Annotated in this window: 20 protein-coding genes, 2 tRNA genes and 3 rRNA genes; 5 read left to right on the top strand and 20 right to left on the bottom strand. The window is 45.0% G+C overall.

The genetic code is table 11. The features are described 5' to 3' along the window. The first annotated feature begins 154 nt into the window (after positions 1 to 154). A complete protein-coding gene (locus tag ACMXYR_RS01740; RefSeq protein WP_415902674.1) occupies positions 155 to 2,125 on the top strand; it encodes a methyl-accepting chemotaxis protein in 1,971 nt (656 codons plus the stop codon). 46 nt (positions 2,126 to 2,171) lie between these two features. On the opposite strand, the gene ACMXYR_RS01735 is transcribed toward ACMXYR_RS01740, so the two are convergent. The 11 genes from ACMXYR_RS01735 to ACMXYR_RS01685 all read right to left on the bottom strand — a co-directional run bounded on the left by ACMXYR_RS01735 (position 2,172) and on the right by ACMXYR_RS01685 (position 13,003). After that, positions 2,172 to 2,975, bottom strand: a complete 804-nt coding sequence (locus tag ACMXYR_RS01735; protein ID WP_415883296.1) for a substrate-binding periplasmic protein — start codon at positions 2,973 to 2,975, stop codon at positions 2,172 to 2,174. A 429-nt stretch (positions 2,976 to 3,404) separates the two neighbouring features. Continuing rightward, a 5S ribosomal RNA gene (gene rrf, locus ACMXYR_RS01730) occupies positions 3,405 to 3,520 on the bottom strand. 142 nt (positions 3,521 to 3,662) lie between these two features. After that, a 23S ribosomal RNA gene (locus tag ACMXYR_RS01725) occupies positions 3,663 to 6,550 on the bottom strand. A 216-nt stretch (positions 6,551 to 6,766) separates the two neighbouring features. Continuing rightward, positions 6,767 to 6,842: transfer RNA gene (locus ACMXYR_RS01720), tRNA-Ala, on the bottom strand. 24 nt (positions 6,843 to 6,866) lie between these two features. Continuing rightward, positions 6,867 to 6,943 (bottom strand) — tRNA-Ile (locus tag ACMXYR_RS01715). A 68-nt stretch (positions 6,944 to 7,011) separates the two neighbouring features. Next, a 16S ribosomal RNA gene (locus ACMXYR_RS01710) occupies positions 7,012 to 8,551 on the bottom strand. The 16S, 23S and 5S rRNA genes sit together here with 2 tRNA genes alongside, the layout of an rRNA operon. Positions 8,552 to 9,174: 623 nt before the next feature. Further along, positions 9,175 to 9,780 (bottom strand): Yip1 family protein, encoded by a 606-nt coding sequence (locus tag ACMXYR_RS01705; protein WP_415883295.1) that lies wholly within the window; start codon positions 9,778 to 9,780, stop codon positions 9,175 to 9,177. A gap of 134 nt (positions 9,781 to 9,914) precedes the next feature. After that, on the bottom strand, positions 9,915 to 10,808 hold the full coding sequence (gene cyoE, locus ACMXYR_RS01700; RefSeq protein WP_415902673.1) for a heme o synthase: 894 nt from the start codon (positions 10,806 to 10,808) through the stop codon (positions 9,915 to 9,917). Continuing rightward, positions 10,801 to 11,802 (bottom strand): COX15/CtaA family protein, encoded by a 1,002-nt coding sequence (locus tag ACMXYR_RS01695; RefSeq protein ID WP_415902672.1) that lies wholly within the window; start codon positions 11,800 to 11,802, stop codon positions 10,801 to 10,803. Before ACMXYR_RS01695 ends, cyoE begins: the two co-directional genes overlap by 8 nt. A 15-nt stretch (positions 11,803 to 11,817) precedes the next feature. Then, a complete protein-coding gene (locus ACMXYR_RS01690; protein ID WP_415902671.1) occupies positions 11,818 to 12,288 on the bottom strand; it encodes a hypothetical protein in 471 nt (156 codons plus the stop codon). Then, positions 12,275 to 13,003, bottom strand: coding sequence for an SURF1 family protein (locus ACMXYR_RS01685; protein ID WP_415902670.1), 729 nt, complete (start codon positions 13,001 to 13,003; stop codon positions 12,275 to 12,277). Before ACMXYR_RS01685 ends, ACMXYR_RS01690 begins: the two co-directional genes overlap by 14 nt. Before the next feature lie 37 nt (positions 13,004 to 13,040). Here ACMXYR_RS01685 and ACMXYR_RS01680 point away from each other — a divergent pair, with 37 nt between their 5' ends. Next, complete coding sequence (locus ACMXYR_RS01680) at positions 13,041 to 13,244, top strand: twin transmembrane helix small protein (protein WP_415886762.1); 204 nt, start codon at positions 13,041 to 13,043, stop codon at positions 13,242 to 13,244. A gap of 4 nt (positions 13,245 to 13,248) precedes the next feature. On the opposite strand, the gene ACMXYR_RS01675 is transcribed toward ACMXYR_RS01680, so the two are convergent. The 7 genes from ACMXYR_RS01675 to ACMXYR_RS01645 form a co-directional block, all read right to left on the bottom strand. Beyond that, on the bottom strand, positions 13,249 to 14,133 hold the full coding sequence (locus ACMXYR_RS01675; protein ID WP_415902669.1) for a cytochrome c oxidase subunit 3: 885 nt from the start codon (positions 14,131 to 14,133) through the stop codon (positions 13,249 to 13,251). Then, positions 14,130 to 14,687, bottom strand: a complete 558-nt coding sequence (locus ACMXYR_RS01670; RefSeq protein ID WP_415893231.1) for a cytochrome c oxidase assembly protein — start codon at positions 14,685 to 14,687, stop codon at positions 14,130 to 14,132. The genes ACMXYR_RS01675 and ACMXYR_RS01670 overlap by 4 nt, the downstream gene beginning before the upstream one ends. Positions 14,688 to 14,708: 21 nt before the next feature. Beyond that, a complete protein-coding gene (gene ctaD, locus ACMXYR_RS01665) occupies positions 14,709 to 16,280 on the bottom strand; it encodes a cytochrome c oxidase subunit I (protein ID WP_415895569.1) in 1,572 nt (523 codons plus the stop codon). Between the two features lie 8 nt (positions 16,281 to 16,288). Continuing rightward, on the bottom strand, positions 16,289 to 17,398 hold the full coding sequence (gene coxB / locus ACMXYR_RS01660) for a cytochrome c oxidase subunit II (RefSeq protein WP_415902668.1): 1,110 nt from the start codon (positions 17,396 to 17,398) through the stop codon (positions 16,289 to 16,291). A gap of 428 nt (positions 17,399 to 17,826) precedes the next feature. Next, positions 17,827 to 18,582: a CDP-diacylglycerol--serine O-phosphatidyltransferase gene (pssA, locus tag ACMXYR_RS01655; RefSeq protein WP_415902667.1), complete on the bottom strand. Its 756-nt coding sequence runs from the start codon at positions 18,580 to 18,582 to the stop codon at positions 17,827 to 17,829. A gap of 68 nt (positions 18,583 to 18,650) precedes the next feature. Continuing rightward, positions 18,651 to 19,406, bottom strand: coding sequence for a type 1 glutamine amidotransferase (locus ACMXYR_RS01650; RefSeq protein WP_415883284.1), 756 nt, complete (start codon positions 19,404 to 19,406; stop codon positions 18,651 to 18,653). Between the two features lie 33 nt (positions 19,407 to 19,439). Next, the gene (locus ACMXYR_RS01645; protein WP_415883283.1) at positions 19,440 to 20,438 is read right to left on the bottom strand and encodes a patatin-like phospholipase family protein; all 999 of its coding nucleotides are present in this window, start codon (positions 20,436 to 20,438) and stop codon (positions 19,440 to 19,442) included. A 152-nt stretch (positions 20,439 to 20,590) separates the two neighbouring features. Here ACMXYR_RS01645 and ilvY point away from each other — a divergent pair, with 152 nt between their 5' ends. Continuing rightward, a complete protein-coding gene (gene ilvY, locus ACMXYR_RS01640; protein ID WP_415902666.1) occupies positions 20,591 to 21,469 on the top strand; it encodes an HTH-type transcriptional activator IlvY in 879 nt (292 codons plus the stop codon). On the opposite strand, the gene ACMXYR_RS01635 is transcribed toward ilvY, so the two are convergent. Both ACMXYR_RS01635 and ACMXYR_RS01630 read right to left on the bottom strand, forming a co-directional pair. After that, on the bottom strand, positions 21,470 to 22,279 hold the full coding sequence (locus ACMXYR_RS01635; protein ID WP_415902665.1) for a sterol desaturase family protein: 810 nt from the start codon (positions 22,277 to 22,279) through the stop codon (positions 21,470 to 21,472). It abuts the gene before it with no gap. 22 nt (positions 22,280 to 22,301) lie between these two features. Further along, positions 22,302 to 22,697, bottom strand: coding sequence for an acyl-CoA thioesterase (locus ACMXYR_RS01630; RefSeq protein ID WP_415902664.1), 396 nt, complete (start codon positions 22,695 to 22,697; stop codon positions 22,302 to 22,304). A 196-nt stretch (positions 22,698 to 22,893) separates the two neighbouring features. On the opposite strand from ACMXYR_RS01630, the gene ACMXYR_RS01625 reads away from it, so the two are divergent. Together ACMXYR_RS01625 and ACMXYR_RS01620 are read left to right on the top strand one after the other, a co-directional pair. Further along, positions 22,894 to 24,453 carry a methyl-accepting chemotaxis protein gene (locus ACMXYR_RS01625; RefSeq protein ID WP_415902663.1) on the top strand — a complete coding sequence of 520 codons (1,560 nt, stop codon included), beginning with the start codon at positions 22,894 to 22,896 and terminating at the stop codon, positions 24,451 to 24,453. 9 nt (positions 24,454 to 24,462) lie between these two features. Then, complete coding sequence (locus ACMXYR_RS01620; RefSeq protein ID WP_415902662.1) at positions 24,463 to 24,909, top strand: GFA family protein; 447 nt, start codon at positions 24,463 to 24,465, stop codon at positions 24,907 to 24,909. Positions 24,910 to 24,930 lie beyond the last annotated feature (21 nt).

Here is a 24,930-nt window from a genome sequence, read left to right as displayed (position 1 = left end):
CTGCATTCTATGCCAAATTCGCCAATCTGTCCATCACACTCAATAAAAAGAGTTATGTAACAAACGGTCAATTAACACATCTGTCACATTATTGAAGTAAAAAGCACTGCAAGAAACTGTATCAAACACCGCTCTCATAAACATAAGGCCTCTTATGAAGATTTCGACAATTACACGCATTGCGAGCATAACATTAGCCCTAATCGTAATTTTATTGGCTACCGCTATTTTTTGGTCCTTAGAACGCCTAGATTCCGCCTTCAAAATGAAAGACAACTATCATGGCTACATTAATGAAATCTACATAAAGCTAGAACAGCCTGTCTCAAAGTATTTGATTACAGGGGATGCGACATTACTAACGACACTAGAAAAGAATCTTGAAGCCCTTTCAGAAAGCACACAAAGAAACTTACCAGAAGAGATACAAGCTGGCATTCTAGGTCAATTAAAGAACATAAAGGATAAAACTCTCACCGAAATGCGCGCCGCCGGCAAACTTGCACAACCAGAAGTATTACTCATACATAATGAAAGAGAATTAAACGACGCCATACAATCCGTCAAAGAATATGCAGACAAAGCAAGTTACGATCAAAACCATATCAAGAATAGTTATGTAGATTTACTATTTAGCCTGCAAAAAAACACTGCTCTACTCAGCCACAGCCGCCAAAGCTACTTTGAAAAAAACAAAAACGAGAGCCTACAACAGATTCAATTTATCCTATCTGAACTTAAGAAAGACGCAGAAGCAATTAGTAAGCTTGATCGACTCGGCATATTCAAAGAAGCAGAAGATGAAGATGACCTCTCCTCTTTACTAGGCCTTGCAATTGAAATTGCGAGCGATAACGACAAAGAAGAGATTGGCGATGAACCTATAGCAAACATTAAAGATCTTGTTAATCGCTACCCCAAAGAACTTCAAAATGCGAAAAAGTTCAGTCAACAAAAAAATAAATCAAGCTCTGCTGCACAAAAAAATGTGGCTAATTTAGAGCACTCAGTGGCAAGCATCGCCAGCACTATCGCAGATAGATATGAGGATATTCAGTTTTCGGTATATCTAATCATGACAATATGTACCGTTCTGATTATTGCAACTGGCATATCCATGAACATATTACTGCGTAAATTAGGTAGCATCCTGATCGCAACAACGGAATATATAGATCAACTGTCACATGGAAAATTTAGCAGCAACATCCAAATAAATTCAAGACTAACCGAAGCCGAAACACTCAATAGCGCTATAGACAGACTGCAATGCTTCTTCAAAAAATTCCTTATGGATATCCAGCAGGAAACCAACAATTTAAGACAACTCCAAAACAGCGCCATAACAGAAGCAACACAGCTAGAAAACACAGTGCAACAGCAACAAGCAGCCACTGAAAATGCTGTAGTACAAATTACACAGCTAAACAGCTCATTTACTGAAGTAGCAGCGAGAGCAACACAAAGCAGCTCAGCAACACTAGAAGCCTCGCAACTTGCAAATAAAGGTTATGAACAAATTAAAGCTACGGGTGATCATATAGATAAGTTAAACAATGAAATTGCAGCAACATCAGAATCACTGAACGCGTTACAAGAAGATTCTATTGCTATACAAAATGTACTCGGTGTAATACAAGGCTTCGCAGAACAAACCAACTTATTGGCCTTAAACGCAGCAATCGAAGCAGCTCGAGCAGGGGAAACAGGTCGCGGGTTTGCTGTAGTAGCAGACGAAGTGAGAAACCTTGCAGCAAACACCGCAAAATCAGCAGATGAAATTCAAAGAATCACAACCCGTTTAAATCAAACGACCGAGCAAACTGTTGAGAAGATGGGTATCCAACAAAGAGCTGCAACCGACACTGTAAATCTTGCAAAAGACGCTCAAGAAGCAATTAAAATCATTAGAAACTCAATCAGTGAAATTAACGATATGAGTGTTTTAATCGCATCGTCAACAGAAGAGCAAACCTCTGTGACCTCAGAAATAGCAGATACAATTGAGACAACCAATACATTAAGCCAATACACAAAATCTGCAGCTGAAACAAACAAACAACAAGCTGAGCAGCTATCATTTGCAAGCGAACAATTAACCGCAGTAATTTCAAAACTACATTAACAAATAAAAAGCCCGGCTTATGCCGGGCTTTTTACGATTAATCAAACTACTTTGCAGAAAACTCATTCCAGTTTTTAAGACTTACTGTTAAAGCATTAACCATAAAACCATCTGTCTCCATGTCCCTTATTGCTTTAGCTAACATCCCTCTTAAAGCACCTGTGTTGCATTTGGATTTATGTGATACAGTAAGATATAAACCCTCACTACTAATAGCTGGGTCTAGCACTTCAAGATCTGATTTATAGCCAAGCAAGTCAGCATAAGCCAATCCTGGGTTCTGCTCATACAACGCGTAGTCAGCTCTTGACCGCTTAATCATAAGAAACGCCTGCTTTAGCGATGCAACATACTGCAAATTCAAATTAGCCTTGGCGTACTCATCAAACTCTTGACCAAAACTATTGTTTATTACAGTTACACCCGACCTTCCAATAAGGTCTTCTCGCTTATCGTATACAAGGCCAGACCCTTTACGCCTCCAAACAACACTCTTTGTATTGAGGAAAGCTGGATAAACATAATCCATATACTGGTTCCGAGGGATCGTATAAAAAGCCCCAGCCATCAAATCAATCCTTCCGGAGCGAAGCATATCCTGCGCTCTGGCCCATGAACCGACATCCTGAAGTTGAATATCAACACCCAAGCGCTTACCTAGCTCATCCATTATCAAACGATTAGCACCTAACAGATCGGTAGTGCCATCATCAGCACGCCAAAGATAAGGTGGATATTCTGAATTCCCTGTCGCTGTTAAAACCTTACACTCTTCTGCATGCAAAGAAGCAGAGATAACCGCCATTAATGATATGAAACAAAACTTAAAGTAGAACTTAACGCTCTTCATCACCAGCACCTTTCGCCTCTGTAAGACCGAATCCTCAGAAGCAGTATAGATACAAGGACAAATAAGCAGCAAGTTTATTGAGTTGTGGGTATCTAGATTGCTAAGGACAGCTAAGGACAGCTAAGGACAGCTAAGGACAGCTAAGGACAGCTAAGGACAGCTAAGGACAGCTAAGGACAGCTAAGGACAGCTAAGGACAGCTAAGGACAGCTAAGGACAGCTAAGGACAGCTAAGGACAGCTAAGGACAGCTAAGGACAGCTAAGGACAGCATTCAGTTTAATATTAGGATTAATTAAGACAACTCATCCTTACCAAGCTGCCTGGTTTTATCCGCTTCAAGCCGGTCCTATCTGCTCTTAACCGTATTTTTAGCCCAACACGAAAAAACCCCGATCACAGCGTGACCGGGGTTTTCTCTTAATTAAATGCTTGGCGATGACCTACTCTCACATGGGGAAGCCCCACACTACCATCGGCGATGCTGCGTTTCACGTCTGAGTTCGGGATGGATTCAGGTGGTTCCACAACTCTATGGTCGCCAAGCAAAACTGTTACAACTTAGATCTGATTCTTCTTTTATTTGATCTAGATAGTTCTTCGACTGTAGCTTAACTACGCGCTAATTCGTTACTCTCTATCGTCTTACATATCTTACAAGTCACTTGCCAAACGCCTTGGGCGTTATATGGTCAAGCCTCACGGGCAATTAGTATTGGTTAGCTCAACGCCTCACAGCGCTTCCACACCCAACCTATCAACGTCGTAGTCTTCAACGGCCCTTTAGGGGAATCAAGTTCCCAGTGAGATCTCATCTTGAAGGAGGCTTCCCGCTTAGATGCTTTCAGCGGTTATCCCGTCCGAACGTAGCTACCCGGCAATGCAATTGGCATCACAACCGGTACACCAGAGGTTCGTTCACTCCGGTCCTCTCGTACTAGGAGCAACTCTTCTCAAATCTCAAACGCCCACGGCAGATAGGGACCGAACTGTCTCACGACGTTCTAAACCCAGCTCGCGTACCACTTTAAATGGCGAACAGCCATACCCTTGGGACCGGCTTCAGCCCCAGGATGTGATGAGCCGACATCGAGGTGCCAAACACCGCCGTCGATGTGAACTCTTGGGCGGTATCAGCCTGTTATCCCCGGAGTACCTTTTATCCGTTGAGCGATGGCCCTTCCATACAGAACCACCGGATCACTAGAACCTACTTTCGTACCTGCTCGACGTGTCTGTCTCGCAGTCAAGCACCCTTCTACTCTTGCGCTCATTGCATGATTTCCGACCATGCTGAGGGTACCTTCGTGCTCCTCCGTTACTCTTTGGGAGGAGACCGCCCCAGTCAAACTACCCACCACACAATGTCCCCGATCCCGCTTAGGGAACTGGGTTAGAACCTCAACATTACCAGGCTGGTATTTCAAAGGTGGCTCCACCCTATCTGGCGACAGGGTTTCAAAGCCTCCCAGCTATTCTACACAAGTAATGTCAAAGTCCACTGTGAAGCTGTAGTAAAGGTTCACGGGGTCTTTCCGTCTAGCCGCGGGTAAACTGCATCTTAACAGCTATTTCAATTTCACTGAGTCTCGGGTGGAGACAGTGTGGCCATCGTTACGCCATTCGTGCAGGTCGGAACTTACCCGACAAGGAATTTCGCTACCTTAGGACCGTTATAGTTACGGCCGCCGTTTACCGGGGCTTCGATCAAGAGCTTCGCGCAAGCGCTAACCCCATCAATTAACCTTCCGGCACCGGGCAGGCGTCACACCCTATACGTCCTCTTTCGAGTTTGCAGAGTGCTATGTTTTTAATAAACAGTCGCAGCCACCTGGTATCTTCGACCGGCCTCAGCTTAGGGAGCAAGTCCCATCACCAAAACCGGCGCACCTTCTCCCGAAGTTACGGTGCCATTTTGCCTAGTTCCTTCACCCGAGTTTTCTCATACGCCTTAGTATTCTCTACCTGACCACCTGTGTCGGTTTAGGGTACGGTTAGTCATAACCTGAAGCTTAGAGGATTTTCCTGGAAGCATGGCATCAACTACTTCAGTCCATAAAGGACCTCGTCATCGATTCTCGGTCTTAAAAGAGCCCGGATTTACCTAAGCTCTAAACCTACTATCTTAAACGCGGACAACCAACGCCGCGCTAGCCTAGCCTTCTCCGTCCCCCCATCGCAGTTATGAGCAGTACAGGAATATTAACCTGTTTCCCATCGGATACGCTCTTCAGCCTCTCCTTAGGGGCCGACTCACCCTACCTCGAATAGCGTTGGATAGGAACCCTTGGTCTTCCGGCGGGGAGGGTTTTCACCTCCCTTATCGTTACTCATGTCAGCATTCGCACTTCTGATACCTCCACGGTGCCTTACAGCTTCCGCTTCAACAGCTTACAGAACGCTCCTCTACCATGCACAAAGTGCATCCGTAGCTTCGGTGTTATGCTTAGCCCCGTTATATCTTCCGCGCGGGCCGACTCGACTAGTGAGCTATTACGCTTTCTTTAAAGGGTGGCTGCTTCTAAGCCAACCTCCTAGCTGTCTAAGCCTTCCCACATCGTTTCCCACTTAGCATAAACTTTGGGACCTTAGCTGACGGTCTGGGTTGTTTCCCTTTCCACGACGGACGTTAGCACCCGCCGTGTGTCTCCCGTGATTGAACTCATGGGTATTCGGAGTTTGCATCGGGTTGGTAAGTCGGGATGACCCCCTAGCCGAAACAGTGCTCTACCCCCCATGGTTAGACACGAGGCACTACCTAAATAGTTTTCGAGGAGAACCAGCTATCTCCGAGTTTGATTAGCCTTTCACTCCTATCCACAAGTCATCCGCTGGCTTTTCAACGACAGTCGGTTCGGTCCTCCAATGCATGTTACTGCATCTTCAACCTGCCCATGGATAGATCACTCGGTTTCGGGTCTACTCCTAGCGACTGGACGCCCTATTAAGACTCGGTTTCCCTACGGCTCCGCAAATGCTTAACCTTGCCACTAAAAGTAAGTCGCTGACCCATTATACAAAAGGTACGCAGTCACCGTCCGAAAACGGCTCCCACTGCTTGTACGTACACGGTTTCAGGGTCTATTTCACTCCCCTCACAGGGGTTCTTTTCGCCTTTCCCTCACGGTACTGGTTCACTATCGGTCAGTCAGGAGTATTTAGCCTTGGAGGATGGTCCCCCCATATTCAGACAGCGTTTCACGTGTGCCGTCCTACTCGATTTCACTTTAAAAGACCTTTCACATACGGGGCTATCACCCACTATGGCCACACTTTCCAGAGTGTTCTGTTAAATCTAATAAAGCTTAAGGGCTAGTCCCCGTTCGCTCGCCGCTACTTAGGGAATCTCGGTTGATTTCTTTTCCTCTGGGTACTTAGATGTTTCAGTTCCCCAGGTTCGCCTCTAATAACCTATGTATTCAGTTAAAAGATACCTATAAATAGGTGGGTTTCCCCATTCGGAAATGTCCGGATCAAAGGTTGTTTACCACCTCCCCGAACCTTATCGCAGGTTACAACGTCCTTCATCGCCTCTGACTGCCAAGGCATCCACCGTGCACGCTTAGTCACTTGACCATATAACCCGAAGGCGTCTGGAATCACAGTAACTTGTATTGCTAGTAACGATAGATTTCGCCGAATTGGCGCATGCAGTAAAACTACATGTCTTAAATCTAAATCAAATGAATCAAATCCAAATTGTTAAAGAGCGTTTAAAGCAAAAAAGCTTTAAAAGATAATGTCTTAAACGACAATATGTTTTAAAACTCTTCCTTCTCATCCAGAGGATGATGGTGGAGCTATGCGGGATCGAACCGCAGACCTCCTGCGTGCAAAGCAGGCGCTCTCCCAGCTGAGCTATAGCCCCAAGAAAAACAGTAAGGCTATTGATTGGTAGGCCTGAGTGGACTTGAACCACCGACCTCACCCTTATCAGGGGTGCGCTCTAACCAGCTGAGCTACAAGCCTACACCGTTGCTCTTAACTTCTCTGATCAGATAATTCGTGTGAACGCTTGCCGAGAATCGGCTTTCGTTTAAGGAGGTGATCCAGCCCCAGGTTCCCCTAGGGCTACCTTGTTACGACTTCACCCCAGTCATGAACCACACCGTGGTAACCGCCCTCCCGAAGGTTAAGCTAGCTACTTCTGGTGCAATCCACTCCCATGGTGTGACGGGCGGTGTGTACAAGGCCCGGGAACGTATTCACCGCGACATTCTGATTCGCGATTACTAGCGATTCCGACTTCATGGAGTCGAGTTGCAGACTCCAATCCGGACTACGACCGGTTTTCTGAGATTAGCTTACCCTCGCAGGTTCGCGGCCCTCTGTACCGGCCATTGTAGCACGTGTGTAGCCCAACTCGTAAGGGCCATGATGACTTGACGTCGTCCCCACCTTCCTCCGGTTTGTCACCGGCAGTCTCCTTAGAGTTCCCACCCGAAGTGCTGGCAAATAAGGACAAGGGTTGCGCTCGTTACGGGACTTAACCCAACATTTCACAACACGAGCTGACGACAGCCATGCAGCACCTGTCTCAGAGTTCCCGAAGGCACGAAACTATCTCTAGTAACTTCTCTGGATGTCAAGAGTTGGTAAGGTTCTTCGCGTTGCGTCGAATTAAACCACATGCTCCACCGCTTGTGCGGGCCCCCGTCAATTCATTTGAGTTTTAACCTTGCGGCCGTACTCCCCAGGCGGTCTACTTATCGCGTTAGCTGCGCCACTAAAAGATCAAGTCTCCCAACGGCTAGTAGACATCGTTTACGGCGTGGACTACCAGGGTATCTAATCCTGTTTGCTCCCCACGCTTTCGCACCTCAGTGTCAATATCGGTCCAGGTAGTCGCCTTCGCCACTGGTGTTCCTTCCTATATCTACGCATTTCACCGCTACACAGGAAATTCCACTACCCTCTACCGTATTCTAGATTGGCAGTATCAGGTGCAGTTCCAAGGTTGAGCCCTGGGCTTTCACATCTGACTGACCAATCCACCTACGCGCGCTTTACGCCCAGTAATTCCGATTAACGCTCGCACCCTCCGTATTACCGCGGCTGCTGGCACGGAGTTAGCCGGTGCTTCTTCTGCAGTTAACGTCACAGCTAGCAGGTATTAACTACTAACCTTTCCTCACTGCTGAAAGTGCTTTACAACCCTAGGGCCTTCTTCACACACGCGGCATGGCTGCATCAGGCTTGCGCCCATTGTGCAATATTCCCCACTGCTGCCTCCCGTAGGAGTCTGGACCGTGTCTCAGTTCCAGTGTGGCTGATCATCCTCTCAGACCAGCTAGAGATCGTCGCCTTGGTGAGCCATTACCTCACCAACTAGCTAATCTCACGCAGGCTCATCCAATAGTGCAAGGTCCGAAGATCCCCTGCTTTCCCCCGTAGGGCGTATGCGGTATTAGACCAAATTTCTCTGGCTTATCCCCCGCTACTGGGTAGATTCCTACGCGTTACTCACCCGTCCGCCACTCGTCATCAACTAGCAAGCTAGTCATGTTACCGTTCGACTTGCATGTGTTAGGCCTGCCGCCAGCGTTCAATCTGAGCCATGATCAAACTCTTCAGTTTAAATCATTTGTGTTACCAGGAATGTGGTAACGGGCTCTAGTACTAAACAACCGGATAACATTCTTAAGAACGTTAAACCTTTGTAAATCGCTTTAAATGAATTCACTTGGTTGCTTGTCTAGAAAAAGTTTGCTTCTTCTCAACAAGCGCCCACACGAATTATCTGATCAAATTGTTAAAGAGCGTTGCTTTCTTGACTCTCCGCTGAACCAGCGTTTCGTCTCAAGCGAGGCGCATATTCTACTGTGCGCTCATTCAAAGTCAACCGTTTATTTTGCAATTTCGTAAAAAGTTTTTACTCAGCAACCGGACTTTGAATCCTGCTCTGTAAGCGATCTTAAAAACCAATGTTTTCAACCACTTACTAAGCACCTCACTCAGCTCTGAAGCCCCTTAAAAAGCGGCCTCCCTAAGCAAGGACGGCGAATTCTACAGACATCTAAAAAAGGGTCAACACCCAATCTTAAAAAAAGTGCAAAAAGTTGTAAAAAACTTACAAATCATCACAAATCAATCAAGGATTGATCAGACATGATTGTTATTTATACAACAAACAAGAAAGGCGCTTACAAAATTGCTTAAGCGCCTTTCAGTTTCCGAGTAATTTATAGCTTATTTAGCCATTACACCGGTATATAGTTTAGTGGAATCACTGTGCCCCATAGAATAACAGAAGCAACAATAATACCCACTAGTGTACAGAGTCCCACTGTCAAGATAGATGTTGAAAATAGAAAGGCCCTTTCTTCTGGTATTTTCATTATCACTGGAACACCTATGTATAGTAGGTAGACCGTGTAACAAATTGCGAATAAACCAACGGTCACATTAAACCATAGCAATGGATACAACGCAGACAAGCCTGCTAAGAACATTGGCGTCGCTGTATAAGTCGCTAGCGATAGGCAATCATCAAATGAAACGTTGCCGCCATAGTTCTTCTCCATCCAATGAATGGCCCATGTTATAAACCCAACTCCAACCCACATTGCAAAGTAAAATGCGATTGCAGCAGGCAAGGCGCTCATTGCATCTAGCTTCACATATTCAGAACCCGCAATGCTCCAACCTATTTGGGTTGTCCCGATGAACATTGAGATTGCTGGTATGGCAGCCAGAATACTTATTTGTTGCATATATATATGCGACGCGCTGTAGTGCTCTTTTCTTATTTGTCCCCACTCCTCTTTTGGGTGGTACATTATTCCCATCATATGCTGAATAAACATGATGCATCCCCTCGTTTAATTTAGGTGCAGCACCAATCCATTAGCGCTACATCAATTAACTTCTTGTTTCATTACTGATTTTCTCTCCATTTCCACAGGTTTCAGGAACTTTAAGTTTTAACCGTTGCTGTTTTTCATATCATGTAGTGATCTACAAGCAATGCGACAAACAGCAACATGATGTAATTGATACTGTATTTAAAAAGTAACATGGGTGATTGACTTGGCTCTGTCCACAAGCAAGCAACCCTATATAGAAATTTAGCATTTAGTGCTAACACCAAACCCAGATAAATCGCCCCACTCATTCCCGTCATAACAGGGAATAACGTTATTGCCACCATTAACATGCTATAAAGCATGATTTGCAAACGTGTATATGCGACACCATGTGTAACTGGCAGCATTGGAATACCAGCTTTTGCATAGTCCTCTTTGCGAGCTATACACAGAGCCCAAAAGTGCGGAGGTGTCCAAGCAAAGATAATAAGCACAAGTAGCAACGCGTTCGGTTCTATCGAGCCTGTTATAGCTGTCCAGCCTAATAGCGGTGGTGCTGCACCGGCTATACCGCCGATTACAATATTCTGGGGTGTCGCTCTTTTCAGCCATACAGTATAGACCACCGCATAACCCATTAACGCCGCCACTGTTAACCATGCTGTCAGCGCATTAACCCAGAAGACCAAGATTGCAATTCCTGATACACCAAGCACAGCTGCGAATAACAGTGCTTGTAGCGGACTTAATTTGCCTTGGGGTAAAGGCCGCCTTTTCGTCCGAGCCATTTTTTCATCGATCTTACGATCCATGATGTGATTTACTGCTGCTGCAGAGCCAGCTGCCATGCCAATTCCAACTAGTCCTAATAAGACGTTACTAATCGGTGGAATTTCCTGCACTGCTAGAAACATACCCACAGCAGCAGTTACCAGCATAACGACCACAACCTTAGGCTTACATAAAATCAGATAATCTCGCCAAGAAACCCCTTCTGTACGAATGCTTACTAATTCTTGGTTATCCATGATTCACCCCTACAGTCCGTAGCCGCAGCTCATAAATTTTTAACAGAACCAACAATAATCCAACCGCCACTGCATGGTGCCCAATCGCCAACAGATTAGGCACTGCATAAATAGCGTTTAATCCACCCAGCAATATCTGGATCGATAACAAGGCTAACAACCCATATAGCCAACTTCGCATATATATCTGTCGATGTAACTTAACCACTAGCCAAACACACACGATCAATACCACCAATGCACCAATTCTATGCCCCTGCTGAATCGCTACACGTGCATCTAGTGGCAGCAAACCACCTTGATAATTTGGGCCAATAGTTTCCGTAAGATTAAAACCTCTCGTAAAATCGCTGCTGGCATTCTCGCCCATGCTGCAACTTAGCCAATGACCACAAGCTGGTCCTGCATAGTTTGAGCTTGTCCAGCCACCCAACACTATCTGCAGCAACAAAACAGCCAAAGCATACTTGATCCACTTACTGCATTTAGTCCTTTGCTTTTTCACTCCAGCCATCAATGTTTTCACTTTGCTTCTGAGGACATATACACCTGTTAACGTCAGCACTCCCCCTAAAAGATGCAAAGTCACTACTGGCGGGTAAAGCTTTAATGTGACCGTCCACATTCCAAATACAGCCTGCACTGTCACTAACAAGAGCAAGCCATAACTTAAATAAACCGGATATGTTTGCACGCGCCTTAATCTATAGGCACAAAAAGCCAAAGCCGCTATGACTAGGCCTAAAGTTCCCGCTAAATAACGATGCCCCATCTCTAGTGCTGTTTTACCAAGCTCTATAGGTGTATCAGGGTAAATAAACTGTGCTTCAGTCAAAGCTGCTTGATCAGTAGGCATCAACATATAGCCATAACACCCAGGCCAGTCAGGGCAGCTTAGTCCCGCATGGTTAATTCGAGTCCACGCTCCTAACAACACAACGCAGAGCGCAAGCACTAATGCCACATTACTCAACCGCCATATCAGCTTTAACATTAATTCCCCCGTGGCTTATCCAATCCGGGACATTTTCAACAGCTTGCGCAGATCTTTAAGAATCAGACTCGGCTCATCTGATAAGGTATATCGCAGCACCATATTGCCTAATGGGTCGACGACCCATATTGCCGTTCCTAACTTTCCAAACTCATTCCTATCTAGTGTGGTTGCACTCAGATCCACTTGTAACAGCTTGACCCGATCTTGCTCCTTACCTAATGCTGTGTGCAGATTGCTAAGCACCTTTGACCATTTCTCGCAACGCGAGACACAATCATCTTGCTTAGTTAATAACAGTTGCCACTTACGCTGTTTCAGCTCACTCCCAACCAAGTTCAGATCATTAATATGCTGATCAGAAAGCAAAGTGCCTGAATGAACACGCTGCTCTGGAATCATCACCCCCGTGAAAAACATAAAAGAAGCTATCAGCATAGGCACAAAGCCAACCGCCCAAACAAGCCAAAAACTAAACCTGTTCATATATGGCCTCCTTTCTTATTTTTAGAGCGCTCCAAATCAATAAACACAACAACGCAAATGCCATAGCGAACCATTGAAATGCATAACCTAAATGTTTCTCAGGCTTCATATTCACTACTGGCCAATTTAGATCTAAACCTGAAACCAGCGGCTCCGTTAGCCTTAATTCCAACGCATCAATACTTATAACCAACCGAGATGAAATTTTTTCCGCATCCAATTGTTGAATGACCTTAGGCCACCGTTCTTCCGCCAAATCATCAGCTGATAAAGCAAAACCTTTCTCAATAACCCTGACACTGCCACTAATCGTTTGCTGACCTTCGGGCAAGACAAATTCAGGTATTATTCCTCGATCCAGCGAAGCTAACACCCAACCAAGATTCACCAATACACTTCGACCGCTATCCGCAGTAAATAGAGCAACAACCTCATAACCAGCGCGCCCTTTGCGGACACGATTATCTAAAAGAAAGTACCGTTCTCGATCGAACACTCCCTTCAAGATAACCGCTTTATAACTCCCTCTTATCATCTCTTGCTCCAACGGCAATTCCTGACTTGGTATTGCTTGTTGCCAGCTATCCAGTAACTCTTGCTTCTGCTCAGCTCGGTCCAACTGCCAAAGCCCCAATCCGATCAGTAATGGCAGCAATACAATCCCAGATATCCACAACATCCACTTGAAGGCTGAACCACTCTGAACTTTACTCATAGTTACCTACACCAAGGACAGCTATCAGGTACTCCGCATGTCGTTAAAGTTGCTTTTACTACTTCTTTTTATTGCCGTTCTAATCAGTTTATTTTCCGGCCTCTACTTCTTAGTAAGAGATCAAGGCCAATCTCATCGAACTGTTAACTCGCTTTTCTTTAGGGTCACCTTTAGCGTCATGATCATCGCGGTACTTATTTACGGCTTCTATACCGGTGAGATTGTTCCTCACGGGCTTTAATCGACTACAAGATATAAACAAATAGAAACAAGCCGACCCATACCACATCGACAAAGTGCCAATACCAAGCCACCGCTTCAAAGCCAAAATGCTTTTCTGAACTGAAATGCCCTTTGAGTACTCGTAACCAAATAATAATCAACATCAGCGTGCCTAAAGTGACATGCAGACCATGAAAACCAGTGAGAATAAAAAAGGTCGCCCCGTAGATACCGGCATTAAGCGTTAAGCCTAATTCGTTGTAAGCAAGTACATACTCATAAGCTTGAAAGTAAAGAAACACACTGCCCAGTAAGACAGTCACAGCTAACCAAAACACCACCCTAGAGCGTTGATCCAACTTAAGTGCTTTATGCGCAAGGGTGACTGTAAAACTCGATGCGATCAGTAAAATGGTATTGAAAAGTGGTATATGCCAAGGGTCTATTACCTCTTTAGGGCCCGGAAAAGCATTTTGATCTGGTGTCACCATCAAAGGCCACTGCGCCTCAAAACCTTCCCACAGCATGTTAGAAACACCTTTGTCACCTTCACCACCCAGCCAAGGCACCGCTAACGTCCTGACATAAAATAAAGTGCCGAAAAATGCCGCAAAGAACATTACCTCGGAGAAGATAAACCAGCTCATACCCCAGCGGAATGACCGATCCATTTGTGGGCTGTATAAGCCTTCACCACTTTCATGGATAACGTTGCTAAACCAGCCCAACAAAATAAGCCCCATCCCCAATGCACCGACTAAGAGAAGAATCAAACCAACTCCTCCAGCCTCTTCTGCGGTAAAGCTATTGATTAAGCTGCCTGCACCGTAAGCCATAAAGAACAAAGCGATCGATGCTAAAATAGGCCAACGACTTTGTTCTGGCACATAGTAAGTTTGAGTACTCATAGAGAGTTCCTCCTCGCAGACAAATTCACTTCCGCTTCTGGTGTGATATCAAATAGGGTGTATGAGAGTGTTACTGTTTTTATGTGCTTAGGAAGCTCTGGCGCGATAGAAACAACCAGCGGCATCGCCTTTAATTCTTTCGCCTTTAGCGGCTGCCGTTCGAAACAGAAACAATTAATCTTTTGCACATAAGGCGCAGCCTCTGAAGGTGAAACCGAAGGGACTGCTTGCGCAATCATGAAATTATCGGTCAAATTGCGCGCTTTATAGGCTGTTTGATACATTTCCCCAGGCGACAAGATGATAGAAGTCTTTTCTGGTTTAAATCGCCAAGGCATAGATTCGTTGTTAATAGCCACCAGCTGCAATTTTACTTGTCGACTGTTATCCACAACCAAACTAGGTTCCGCAGCAACCAAATCCACTTTTCCATTTAGCCCCGTGATATCACAAAACACGTCATATAGAGGTACCAACGCGAAGCCAAACCCAAACATAATCAGGGTTCCACTTAACAGTGATAGCACTGTTTTCTTATGTCGTTGCTCTGCCATAACAACCTCTCAAAAGTGCTGTTATTTCACCTCTGGCGGTGTACTAAAGCTGTGATAAGGGGCAGGGGATGGTAGGGTCCACTCTAAACCGTGAGACCCTTCCCAAACTTCCGCACTGGCCTGCTTACCCTTACGAATACAGCTCACAATGTTATAAAGGAAAATTAGTTGCGATAGCCCAAAGATAAACGCACCTACTGAAGCCACCGCATTGAAATCGGCAAACTGAAGTGCATAGTCAGGTATACGACGTGGCATACCCGCTAAACCGATAAAGTGCATAGGAAAAAAGGTGATATTCACCCCGATAAAACTACACCAGAAATGCACTTTACCCATGGTTTCGTTGTAATAATTGCCGCACCACTTAGGTAACCAATAATACGCTCCTGCCATAATGGCAAAGACCGCACCAGGTACTAAGACATAGTGGAAATGGGCAACTACAAAGTACGTGTCGTGGTATTGAAAATCGACTGGAGCGATCGCCAACATCAAGCCTGAAAAACCACCAATGGTGAAAAGCACCACAAATGCGAGTGCAAATAGCATCGGCGTTTCGAACGTCATAGAGCCACGAAACATCGTCGCGACCCAATTAAAGACTTTAACCCCTGTAGGCACGGCAATCAGCATAGTTGTGAACATAAAGAACAATTCACCAGCCAAAGGTAGGCCGACTGTAAACATGTGATGCGCCCAAACGATGAAGGATAGAATGGCTATAGAAGCTGTGGCATAAACCATCGAGGTATAACCAAATAGCTTCTTCCTTGCGAAAGTCGGAATGATCTCACTGACAATACCGAAAGCAGGCAAGATCATGATGTATACCTCAGGATGACCAAAGAACCAGAATACATGCTGGAATAACACTGGATCTCCACCCCCAGCAGCATCAAAAAAGCTGGTTCCGAAGTGAATATCCATCAACATCATCGTGACCACACCTGCCAATACCGGCATAACAGCAATCAATAAAAATGCCGTAATTAACCAAGTCCAAACGAAGAGTGGCAACTTCATCATGGTCATACCCGGCGCACGCATATTGAGTATGGTGGCAATGATATTGATCGCCCCCATAATCGAGCTAATCCCCATCATGTGAACGGCGAAGATAAAGAAAGTCACACTAGGCGGTGCATAGGTAGTTGATAAAGGCGCATAGAATGTCCAACCAAAATTTGGCGCACCGCCATCCATGAATAGAGTCGACAGCATCATCGCGAAAGCGAAAGGTAGAATCCAAAAGCTCCAGTTATTCATTCTTGGCAGCGCCATATCTGGAGCACCAACCATGATAGGAATCATCCAGTTGGCTAAGCCAACAAACGCCGGCATGACCGCACCAAAGACCATGATTAAGCCATGCATGGTGGTCATCTGATTAAAGAAGTCCGGCTGAATGAGCTGCAACCCCGGCTGAAATAGCTCAGCTCGAATGAGCAATGCCATACATCCGCCAGTAAGGAACATTAAGAAGCTAAACCAGAGATAGAGAGTTCCAATATCTTTATGATTGGTTGTGAATAACCAACGACCTATACCGGTAGCCGGACCATGATGATGAGAAGCTGCAACCGTATCCATGCCCCCTCCTACTCTTTCAACTCAGCAATCTGCGCCGGTGTAACTAGATCGCCCACCTTATTACCCCAAGCATTTCGCTCATAAGTAATTACAGCAGCCAGTTCCACAGCCGACAGTTGATCTCTATACGCCTGCATTGCCGTGCCTTTTTTACCATTAAGCACAATATCGATATGAGGCCCCGGCTCACCCAAAGCGATTGGACTGTTTTTTAAAGCGGGGAAAACACCCGAAATTCCCTCACCATTAGCTTGATGACAGGCCAAACAAGCTTTGCTATAAACCGCCTCTCCTGTTTCCATAAGCTCTGCAAGCGACCAATCTTTTTGCCCTTCAGCTGCTTTTTCTTGATCTGCTTGCCTAACTTCAGCAAGCCAAGCTTCGTATTCTTCTGGCGTCTTTACTTCGACAACAATTGGCATAAACCCATGGTCTTTACCGCACAGTTCTGCACACTGCCCGCGATAAACACCGGGGTTATCCACAATAGTCCATGCTTCATTTATAAAACCGGGAATTGCATCCTTTTTCACTGCAAGATCAGGCACCCACCAGGAATGAATAACGTCATTGGCGGTCAGTAAAAAGCGTACCTTTTTACCTGCAGGAATCACCAAAGGGTTATCTACTTCAAGCAGATAATGCTCACCTTTAGCTGCTTTATTATTTATCTGCTCTCGCGAGGTAGATAGACTGGAGAAGAAATCGATATCTTCCGCTAGGTATTGATATCGCCATTTCCACTGATAACCTGTGATCTGAATATCAACTTCAGATTCTGAGTTATCGTACATTTTGATTAAGGTTGCCGTTGCAGGAACAGCCATGGCAATCAAGATAACGAAGGGAATTAAAGTCCAAGCAATTTCGACAACAAGGCTTTCATGGAAGTTGTGCGCTTTTGCTCCTTTGGACTTACGATGATAGATCACCGACCAGAGCATCACACCAAAAACAACGACACCAATAGCCACACAGATCCAGAAAATAATCATGTGCAGGTCATAGACCTCTCGACTGATTTCGGTAACACCTCGGGTGAGATTTACCTCCCAATCAGCCTGGAGATTATTAGCAAACAATAACAGTGCAACAAATCCCGATATTGTTTTTATCATTGCAGCCCCCTTTGCTATACACGCAAAAGAGCCTGTCAGAAACCTCTCACTAAGGGCGTTGTACTTCTCTTTCAACGTCGGTAGCGACAGGGTTCGGGCAGGCTCTCTTTCCGCCTGGACTCCGTCCTATCATTTCCGACCAATCCACTTGGTTGTTAACTGCAAGTATAGCAGCGATGAAAATTTTGCAAGTAAGTCATGAGCAAATATGCTCGTTAGACCTTATCCACCAGCATGAAAGCGCCACTCATCATCACGATAATAAAGAGCAGAAAAATCACCGTATAAACAAGAGTTTTAAGGGGACGGCAGTTACAGGGGAAGGGTTTCATAATAATCTCCTTCTATAGGGGCTATTATGAGGTATAGCAGAAAAACGGCCCCTTAAAGGAGCCGTAAAATAAATCTAAAATGCTTTTACCTGACGCTTAGGCCGCAGGTTTCTGCTTAGTTTTGCGCATCAACCACAATACTGGCCCAGACACCGCATAAGCTAGGAATAAAATCCATAAGAATGCAGGCGGGCTAATTGAGATAATACCTACAGCTAAGACAATACCCGCTAAGATCAAGAAAGGTACTTTCTCTTTTAGGCTGACATCTTTAAAGCTGTAATAAAGTACATTACTCACCATCAAAACACCGACCAAAGCAACAAACGCAGCAATCAAATAAACATAAGCCGATCCATCTATTTCATACTCGGTCGCAGCCCACACTAAACCAGCCACTGCAGCCGCCGCTGCTGGGCTAGGCAATCCAATAAAGTAACGCTTATCTGTCGAACCAATTTGGGTATTGAAGCGGGCAAGTCTTAAAGCTGCCCCTGCTACATAGATAAATGCAGCAAACCAGCCTAGTTTGCCAATATCATCCAACACCCAGGAGAAAACCACGAGTGAAGGCGCTACACCAAAGGAAACCATATCAGCTAGTGAGTCATACTCCGCACCAAATGCACTGGAGGTGTTGGTCATACGTGCTACTCGACCATCAAGCCCATCCAGTACCATCGAAACAAAGATCGCTATTGCGGCATTTTCAAAGTGCCCATTCATACTCGCAACAATTGCATAGAACCCTGAAAACAATGCCCCTGTCGTAAATAAATTAGGCAGCAGGTAGATCCCGCGGCTACGAGGCTTTATCGGTTCTTGATTATCTTGATTTTGCGGCTCATTCATCGCGATTTTTTATATTCCATAATATAGAGAAACCCCATTCTACTGTGACCAGCGTCAGGATGCCATTTCTAGAGATCTAGATGATCCTGATCTAATAGAATTCTATCCACAAATTTAGTTAGCAACGCATTTGATTGAGGCGTTTCTTGTGCAGTCGCTAGCACCTGATCAAGGTGATCATCTCCATCTGTGTATTTATCTTTGTAAAAGGTCAGTCGCTCAACCAAGATTCGTTTACCAACCTCAGGATGAAATTGAAAAGCCCAGAAAGGCTTATCTTTTACTCTAAATGCATGAATGCATTTATCTGTGTAAGCAAGAGAAACACAGTTTTTCGGCAGTTCATTTGCGTACTGCTTGTGCACTGAAACTGCATAAAAATTGTCGGGGGTATCTCGAAATATTGGATCCTGCCAAACGCTATGATCAAGCGAGATAGGTATTGTACCCATCTCGAAATTTTTCTCTCGATGCAAGATCTCACCACCAAGCGCTAATACCGCTAACTGAAAACCAAAGCAGGAGGCAAACACTGGCTTGTCGGTTTCTGCGCAACGTAAAATGAGCTGCTGACACTGATCTACAAATGGGTAAATGTCTGGGAAAAGTACATTAGCCTCACTGGCACCACCGACTAGCAAAGCGTCATAATTATCGGCGGCAGTATCTGGAAATGTCGGTGTATCAAAGACATTAAGCACATCAAACTGCTCGATATTAAGCCCGCAGTATTCAGCAAAACTCTCTAGCTCTTCCCTTCGAACTTGATCTTCATCTCGGATCTGAAGCAGCAATAACTTCAGTTGGTCCCTACTTTTCACCATGCTTCCCATCCATACCAATACTTTATCTTAGTACTATAAAAACATCGCCTCGATGTCACAACTTGGCCTCTGCCCTATCGCACTGAAGTTTGATCCAATCCACTGTTCTGCGGCATTTCGTCCCTTTTCCTTGAGACCTAAAAGAAATTCCTGCCGGGTATCATATTTGCTGGCTTGTTCCAGACTAGATAACACTTCACCCGATTCAATCAGATGAAAACGTAGCGCTTTGAACCGCCGCTCCAGACTACTGGTACTGAAAAACTTATCTTTAGCCTGCTGTCGGGTATAGCTGATCGCTCTCATCTCTCGTAAAAAAGTACTTTGAAAACCCAACTCAGTAACACGTTGGTTAATCGCATGAGAGGTCGTCGGGAGATCACGTCCCTGCATAGGCTGAAGCAAAACCATTAAGATATCCTCTTCCTGACAATCAAAGATCAGCGGATACACCGCTGGATTGCCGGAGAAGCCTCCATCCCAGTAGTAACAGTCATCAATTTCAATAGCTTGGTGCAACGTTGGTAAACACGCCGAAGCCAAAGCATGCTCCGTGGTCAGCTCATTCTCTCTAAATAGACGAATTTTGCCTGTTGTAACATCGGTAGCAGCTATGAATAACTGTATTGATCCATCATTTCTCAGCATTTCAAAGTCGACAATATCATCCAGCAAACCACGCAATGGATTAATATCGAGAGGGTTAAGGTCGTAAGGCGATAGATAACGCAAGAGATCGAGCATAAACCCTGTCACCGCCGTCATCTGGGAATCGGGCAACTGAGAACCTATCAACTCCGAAGGAGAGTTAAGAGAAACCTTGTGCCAAAATTGGTCTAATAAATCCTTTGCTCCTGAAGCACCATTCAACTGCCAACCATGTGCAAGCAGAATCGCATTCATAGCACCTGCACTAGTTCCGCTGATCGCTTGAGGCTTGATATCCTCTTCAAGTAAACGATCTAAAACGCCCCAGGCAAATGCTCCATGAGCACCACCACCCTGTAATGCCAAATTCAATGACTTTGTCATACGTGCCTCCTGCTGCTTTTGTGCACTGCACAATAACAACATAGAAAATAGCATAGAAATATGACAAAACTGAACAAAAAATAAGCAGAGGCACTCCTATTAGATTAAAAATTGGCATAAAATAAGAGAAACATTCGAAAAAGCGCAACATTATGGATATCAAACAGCTCAAACAATTCGTTCACTTAGCCGAAACCTTACATTTTGGTCGAGCAAGCGAAGCTTCTTACATAAGTCCTTCGGCACTAAGCAGAAGCATCAAGCAGTTGGAAGAAGAAGTCGGCACAGATCTGTTTGAACGAGATAACCGCAGTGTTGCCCTGACGGCAGAAGGCAAAATATTCTTAGGCTATGCCCGCGATTCCCTAGGTCAATGGGATATGGTGCGCACTCAACTGATGGAAAGGTCGGGTGAACTTCAGGGCGAAATAAGTATGTATTGCTCGGTTACCGCCAGTTACAGCTTCCTGTTCGATATCTTGAGTGAGTTCCGTACCGACTATCCCAAAATAGAGATCAAGTTACACACCGGGGATCATGAACACGCTATATCCCGCATACTATCCGGAGATGAAGACTTTGCTATCAGCGCAAAACCTGACGCGTTACCGGCAGGGATTGCATTTAAGACGATTGCCATCTCTCCCCTCCTATTTATAGCGCCAATACAGGGACTACAAGGTCAAGATAAACCACCGGTTCGGCCAGATAACTCCACACCGATGATCCTATCCGAAGCGGGTTTGGCTCGTAAAAGAGTCGATCGCTGGTTTAAAGATCAAGATATAAAACCGATCATCTATGCCCAAGTATCGGGTAACGAAGCTATTGTGAGCATGGTAAGTCTAGGGTTTGGCATAGGTGTTGTACCTGAGATTGTTCTGCAAAACAGTCCACTAGCAAGCAGCGTGGAAGTACTCGACATCACACCTAAACTCAAACCCTATGAAGTTGGGATAGTGACTTTAGAGAAAAAACTTAAGAACCCGCTGATCAACGCCTTCTGGTCCCAGCTAACTCAAACTAAATAATCACTTTTTAAACGGTAACATCAACATACCACCCAAACGGCAAGAGGTGTTTGGATCATTAAACTCGTTTAATCCGATCTCTACACCTACTTGGCCTTTAGCGGGCTTCTCAATATAAGTCTTACAGATTCGATCCCAACAGGATAACGCAAAGCCATAATTACTATCCGTCTCACTGGGAATTTTTGAATGATGCACTCGATGCATATCAGGGGTAACAAATAGCCAACGAATCACCCTATCTAATAGTTTAGGCAATTGTATATTCGAGTGATTAAACATGGCTGATGCATTGAGTAACACTTCAAATAAGATCACCGCAACCACCGCTGGCCCCAGAAGAAACACCATCAACATTTTAATCAGCATCGACAGGACAATTTCAACTGGATGAAATCTAGCCCCCGTGGTCACATCAATATCTGGATCCGCATGATGCATGCGGTGAAAACGCCATAGCAAAGGAACTTTATGAAAGAGAACATGCTGTGCATAAATCAGAAAATCCAAAAGCACTACAGCTAATAAAACCTCCAACCAAATAGGCAAATCCAACCATATAAAAAGTCCAAACCCTTTGGCCTGCGCATATCCAGCAACGCCAACAGCCGCTACCGGAAACATAACCCTCAGCAGCAAACTATTAAGCACAACCAAACTGAGATTCGATCGCCAACGAAACCATTTTTTTTGCAGCAAAGGTCGGAAAGGCCTATATAACTCCCAGCAGGCCATCACCGTGAACACGCCGAAAAAACAGCTTAAGCGCACTATCGGTTCATTCGCTAACAACCAAGCTGAAAAGTTCACTGGGTACTTTCTCTTCCTAATCTTACTCTTCTGGCATCAAAGCGGCGATTTCTGGTAACACAAATGGACGCCCTCTTTCATTTAATGCCGTTCCGATTACTAACGCTTCAAGGGCCACCTTTTCATCGGACAATCGAACCACACGCTGGCGGAAACCAAACTTAACTTTACTCACCCGCTCGACGCTTACTTCAACGACAAAGCGATCGCCACTGGTTAAGGAATTTTTATAGTCCATTTCAGAACGAACAACGACCAGATGAATTTTATCTTCAGTCAACTTAGCAAAGTCGATTCCCTTGTCTAAAAGATATTCATGCCTCGCATGCTCTAAATAATTGAAGTAAACGCCATTGTTTACGATGCCTTGCAAATCACATTCGTAATCACGCACTTTAAATTCCAATCGAAACATCATGCTTTATTCCTTTCTATTATCAGAACTCACGGCTGACTAAACGTCCAAAAATATCAATAAATCAATCAGCCTTCTGAGCTATATCATTCAAATACAGCTATAACTATTACTAGACTATGCAGATCATACACATTGTACACGCCTAATAATCTAGAACCGTTAGTATTTACTTTTTGTACGTGAAGAAGGGTGAACCATGAAAAAAATGCCAGTTACCAACCGCGAGGTGGTACTGCCTGAAGGTCAACGCATTATTTCAACAACAGACCTCAAAGGACGGATCACTTACGTTAATCAGGTTTTTTGTGATATAGCTGGATTCACTGAAGAAGAACTATTAGGTAAAGCCCACAACATTGTTCGCCACCCAGATGTACCGCCTGCTGCGTTTGAAAACCTTTGGACCTCTTTGAAAGAAAATCATGCATGGAGGGGCATTGTTAAAAACCGTTGTAAGAATGGCGATCATTACTGGGTCGATGCCTATGTAACTCCTTTATACGAAAAAGGCCAAAAGGTTGGCTACCAATCGGTACGTTTTAAACCGACTGCTGAACAGATCTCGAAAGCAGAGGTAATTTATGCAGTTGCCAATGCAGGTAAAGCCGGCAAAGCATTAAAACTAAAGTCCGTCAGCAACCAAACCTTCGGTATCTTCTCCTTCATCGCTTTGATTAGTCTAATCGCAGCATGGTTTGTAGGCGCGACTCTACCTGTTTTGGGGGTTATGGCTCTTACCGAAGTTCTTTTAGGGAGCTGTCTATTGCGCTTAACAGCTCCTATTAAGGAGCTAGCTAGTCGCGCACGCGAGCGCTTCAGTAATCCTCTTATCCAATTAATGTACTGCCCTCGGCAAGATGAATTTGGTGAGATTGATCTCGCTTTACAGATGAATGAAGCCAGAAACACTACCGTGCTTACACGATTAGGAGATGTTAGCCACACCATTGATCAGGCCATTGATGTCACCGATAACGCAATCCGTCAAACTAATGAAGGGATCAGCCAACAAGATAAAGAAAGTGACATGGTCGCCGCTGCTGTTCACGAAATGGCATGTGCATCACAAGAAATTGCAGCTAACACTAGCGATATGTCGAATGCATCGCAAAATGCGCGCTCTACAACTGAAGAAGGTCGAAGTGCGCTATACAACACGGTAAATCACATTAAAGATCTGTCTAATGAAGTAGTGGAAGCAACAGAAGCTACCATGGAGCTAAAACAACATACAGATGCGATCGGCAATGTCGTTACGGTGATTAATGATATTGCCGAACAAACCAACCTACTAGCACTGAACGCTGCTATCGAAGCCGCGCGCGCAGGTGAAACAGGACGTGGCTTCGCAGTGGTAGCAGATGAAGTTCGTACCTTAGCAACACGTACGCAAAATTCTACTCAAGAAATAGAAGCCTCAATTGAAAGTGTACAGTCTGCTGTAGATAAAACAGTCAGCATCATGGAGCAAAGCCGCGATCATGCTAAGCAAAGTGTCGATGTGGCGAACATTGCTGATGAAGCTTTCCAAACAGTACAGAGCTCTATTGATGATATTTCTGATCGCTGTTTACAGATCGCCAGCAGTTCTGAACAACAGTCCTCCGTTGTAGAAGAGATCCAACAAAATATCGTCGCGATCAGGGACCTTGCCCGTCGCAACAGTGAAGCCTCTGACGAAACAGCTTCTGCCAGCAGCGAGTTACATGAGCTAGTAAAACAACTTGATTCAATGGTGACAGCGTTTGATCGCTAGGATGATTTCATGAGCGGAGAAGAGGTTTACAGGGGAAGTTGTTTATGTGGTGAAGTTCAGTATGAAATATCACCACCCTTTTCTACCTTTCAATACTGTCACTGTTCACGCTGCCGCAAAACAACTGGCAGCGCACATGCTAGCAACATAATAATGCCACCAGAGCAATTTCGCTGGACGGCGGGAGAAGCATACGTTGGACGTTATGAACCCAGCGATGCCAAACATTTTGCTGTCTGCTTCTGTAAAAAATGTGGATCTAACCTACCGTGGCTAGCCCAAACAGGTAAAGCAATGATCATCCCAGCCGGCACACTGGATACAGGCCCCGAGGTACCACCTGAACGTAATCTTTTTTGGGGCAGTCGAGCCGATTGGTATCAAACCGTGAATCAATTAGATGCCTTTGACACACTCCCTGGCAAAAGCCCAGCATGCAAGATCGCTGTGGAATAACTGAACTCACTCAAGGCCCTG

Source organism: Neptuniibacter sp. QD29_5, from assembly GCF_047778125.1.
In the GTDB taxonomy this organism is placed as follows: domain Bacteria; phylum Pseudomonadota; class Gammaproteobacteria; order Pseudomonadales; family Balneatricaceae; genus Neptuniibacter.
The sequence above is the reverse complement of the archived record's forward strand: the minus strand, read 5'-3'. Positions and strand labels throughout refer to the sequence as shown.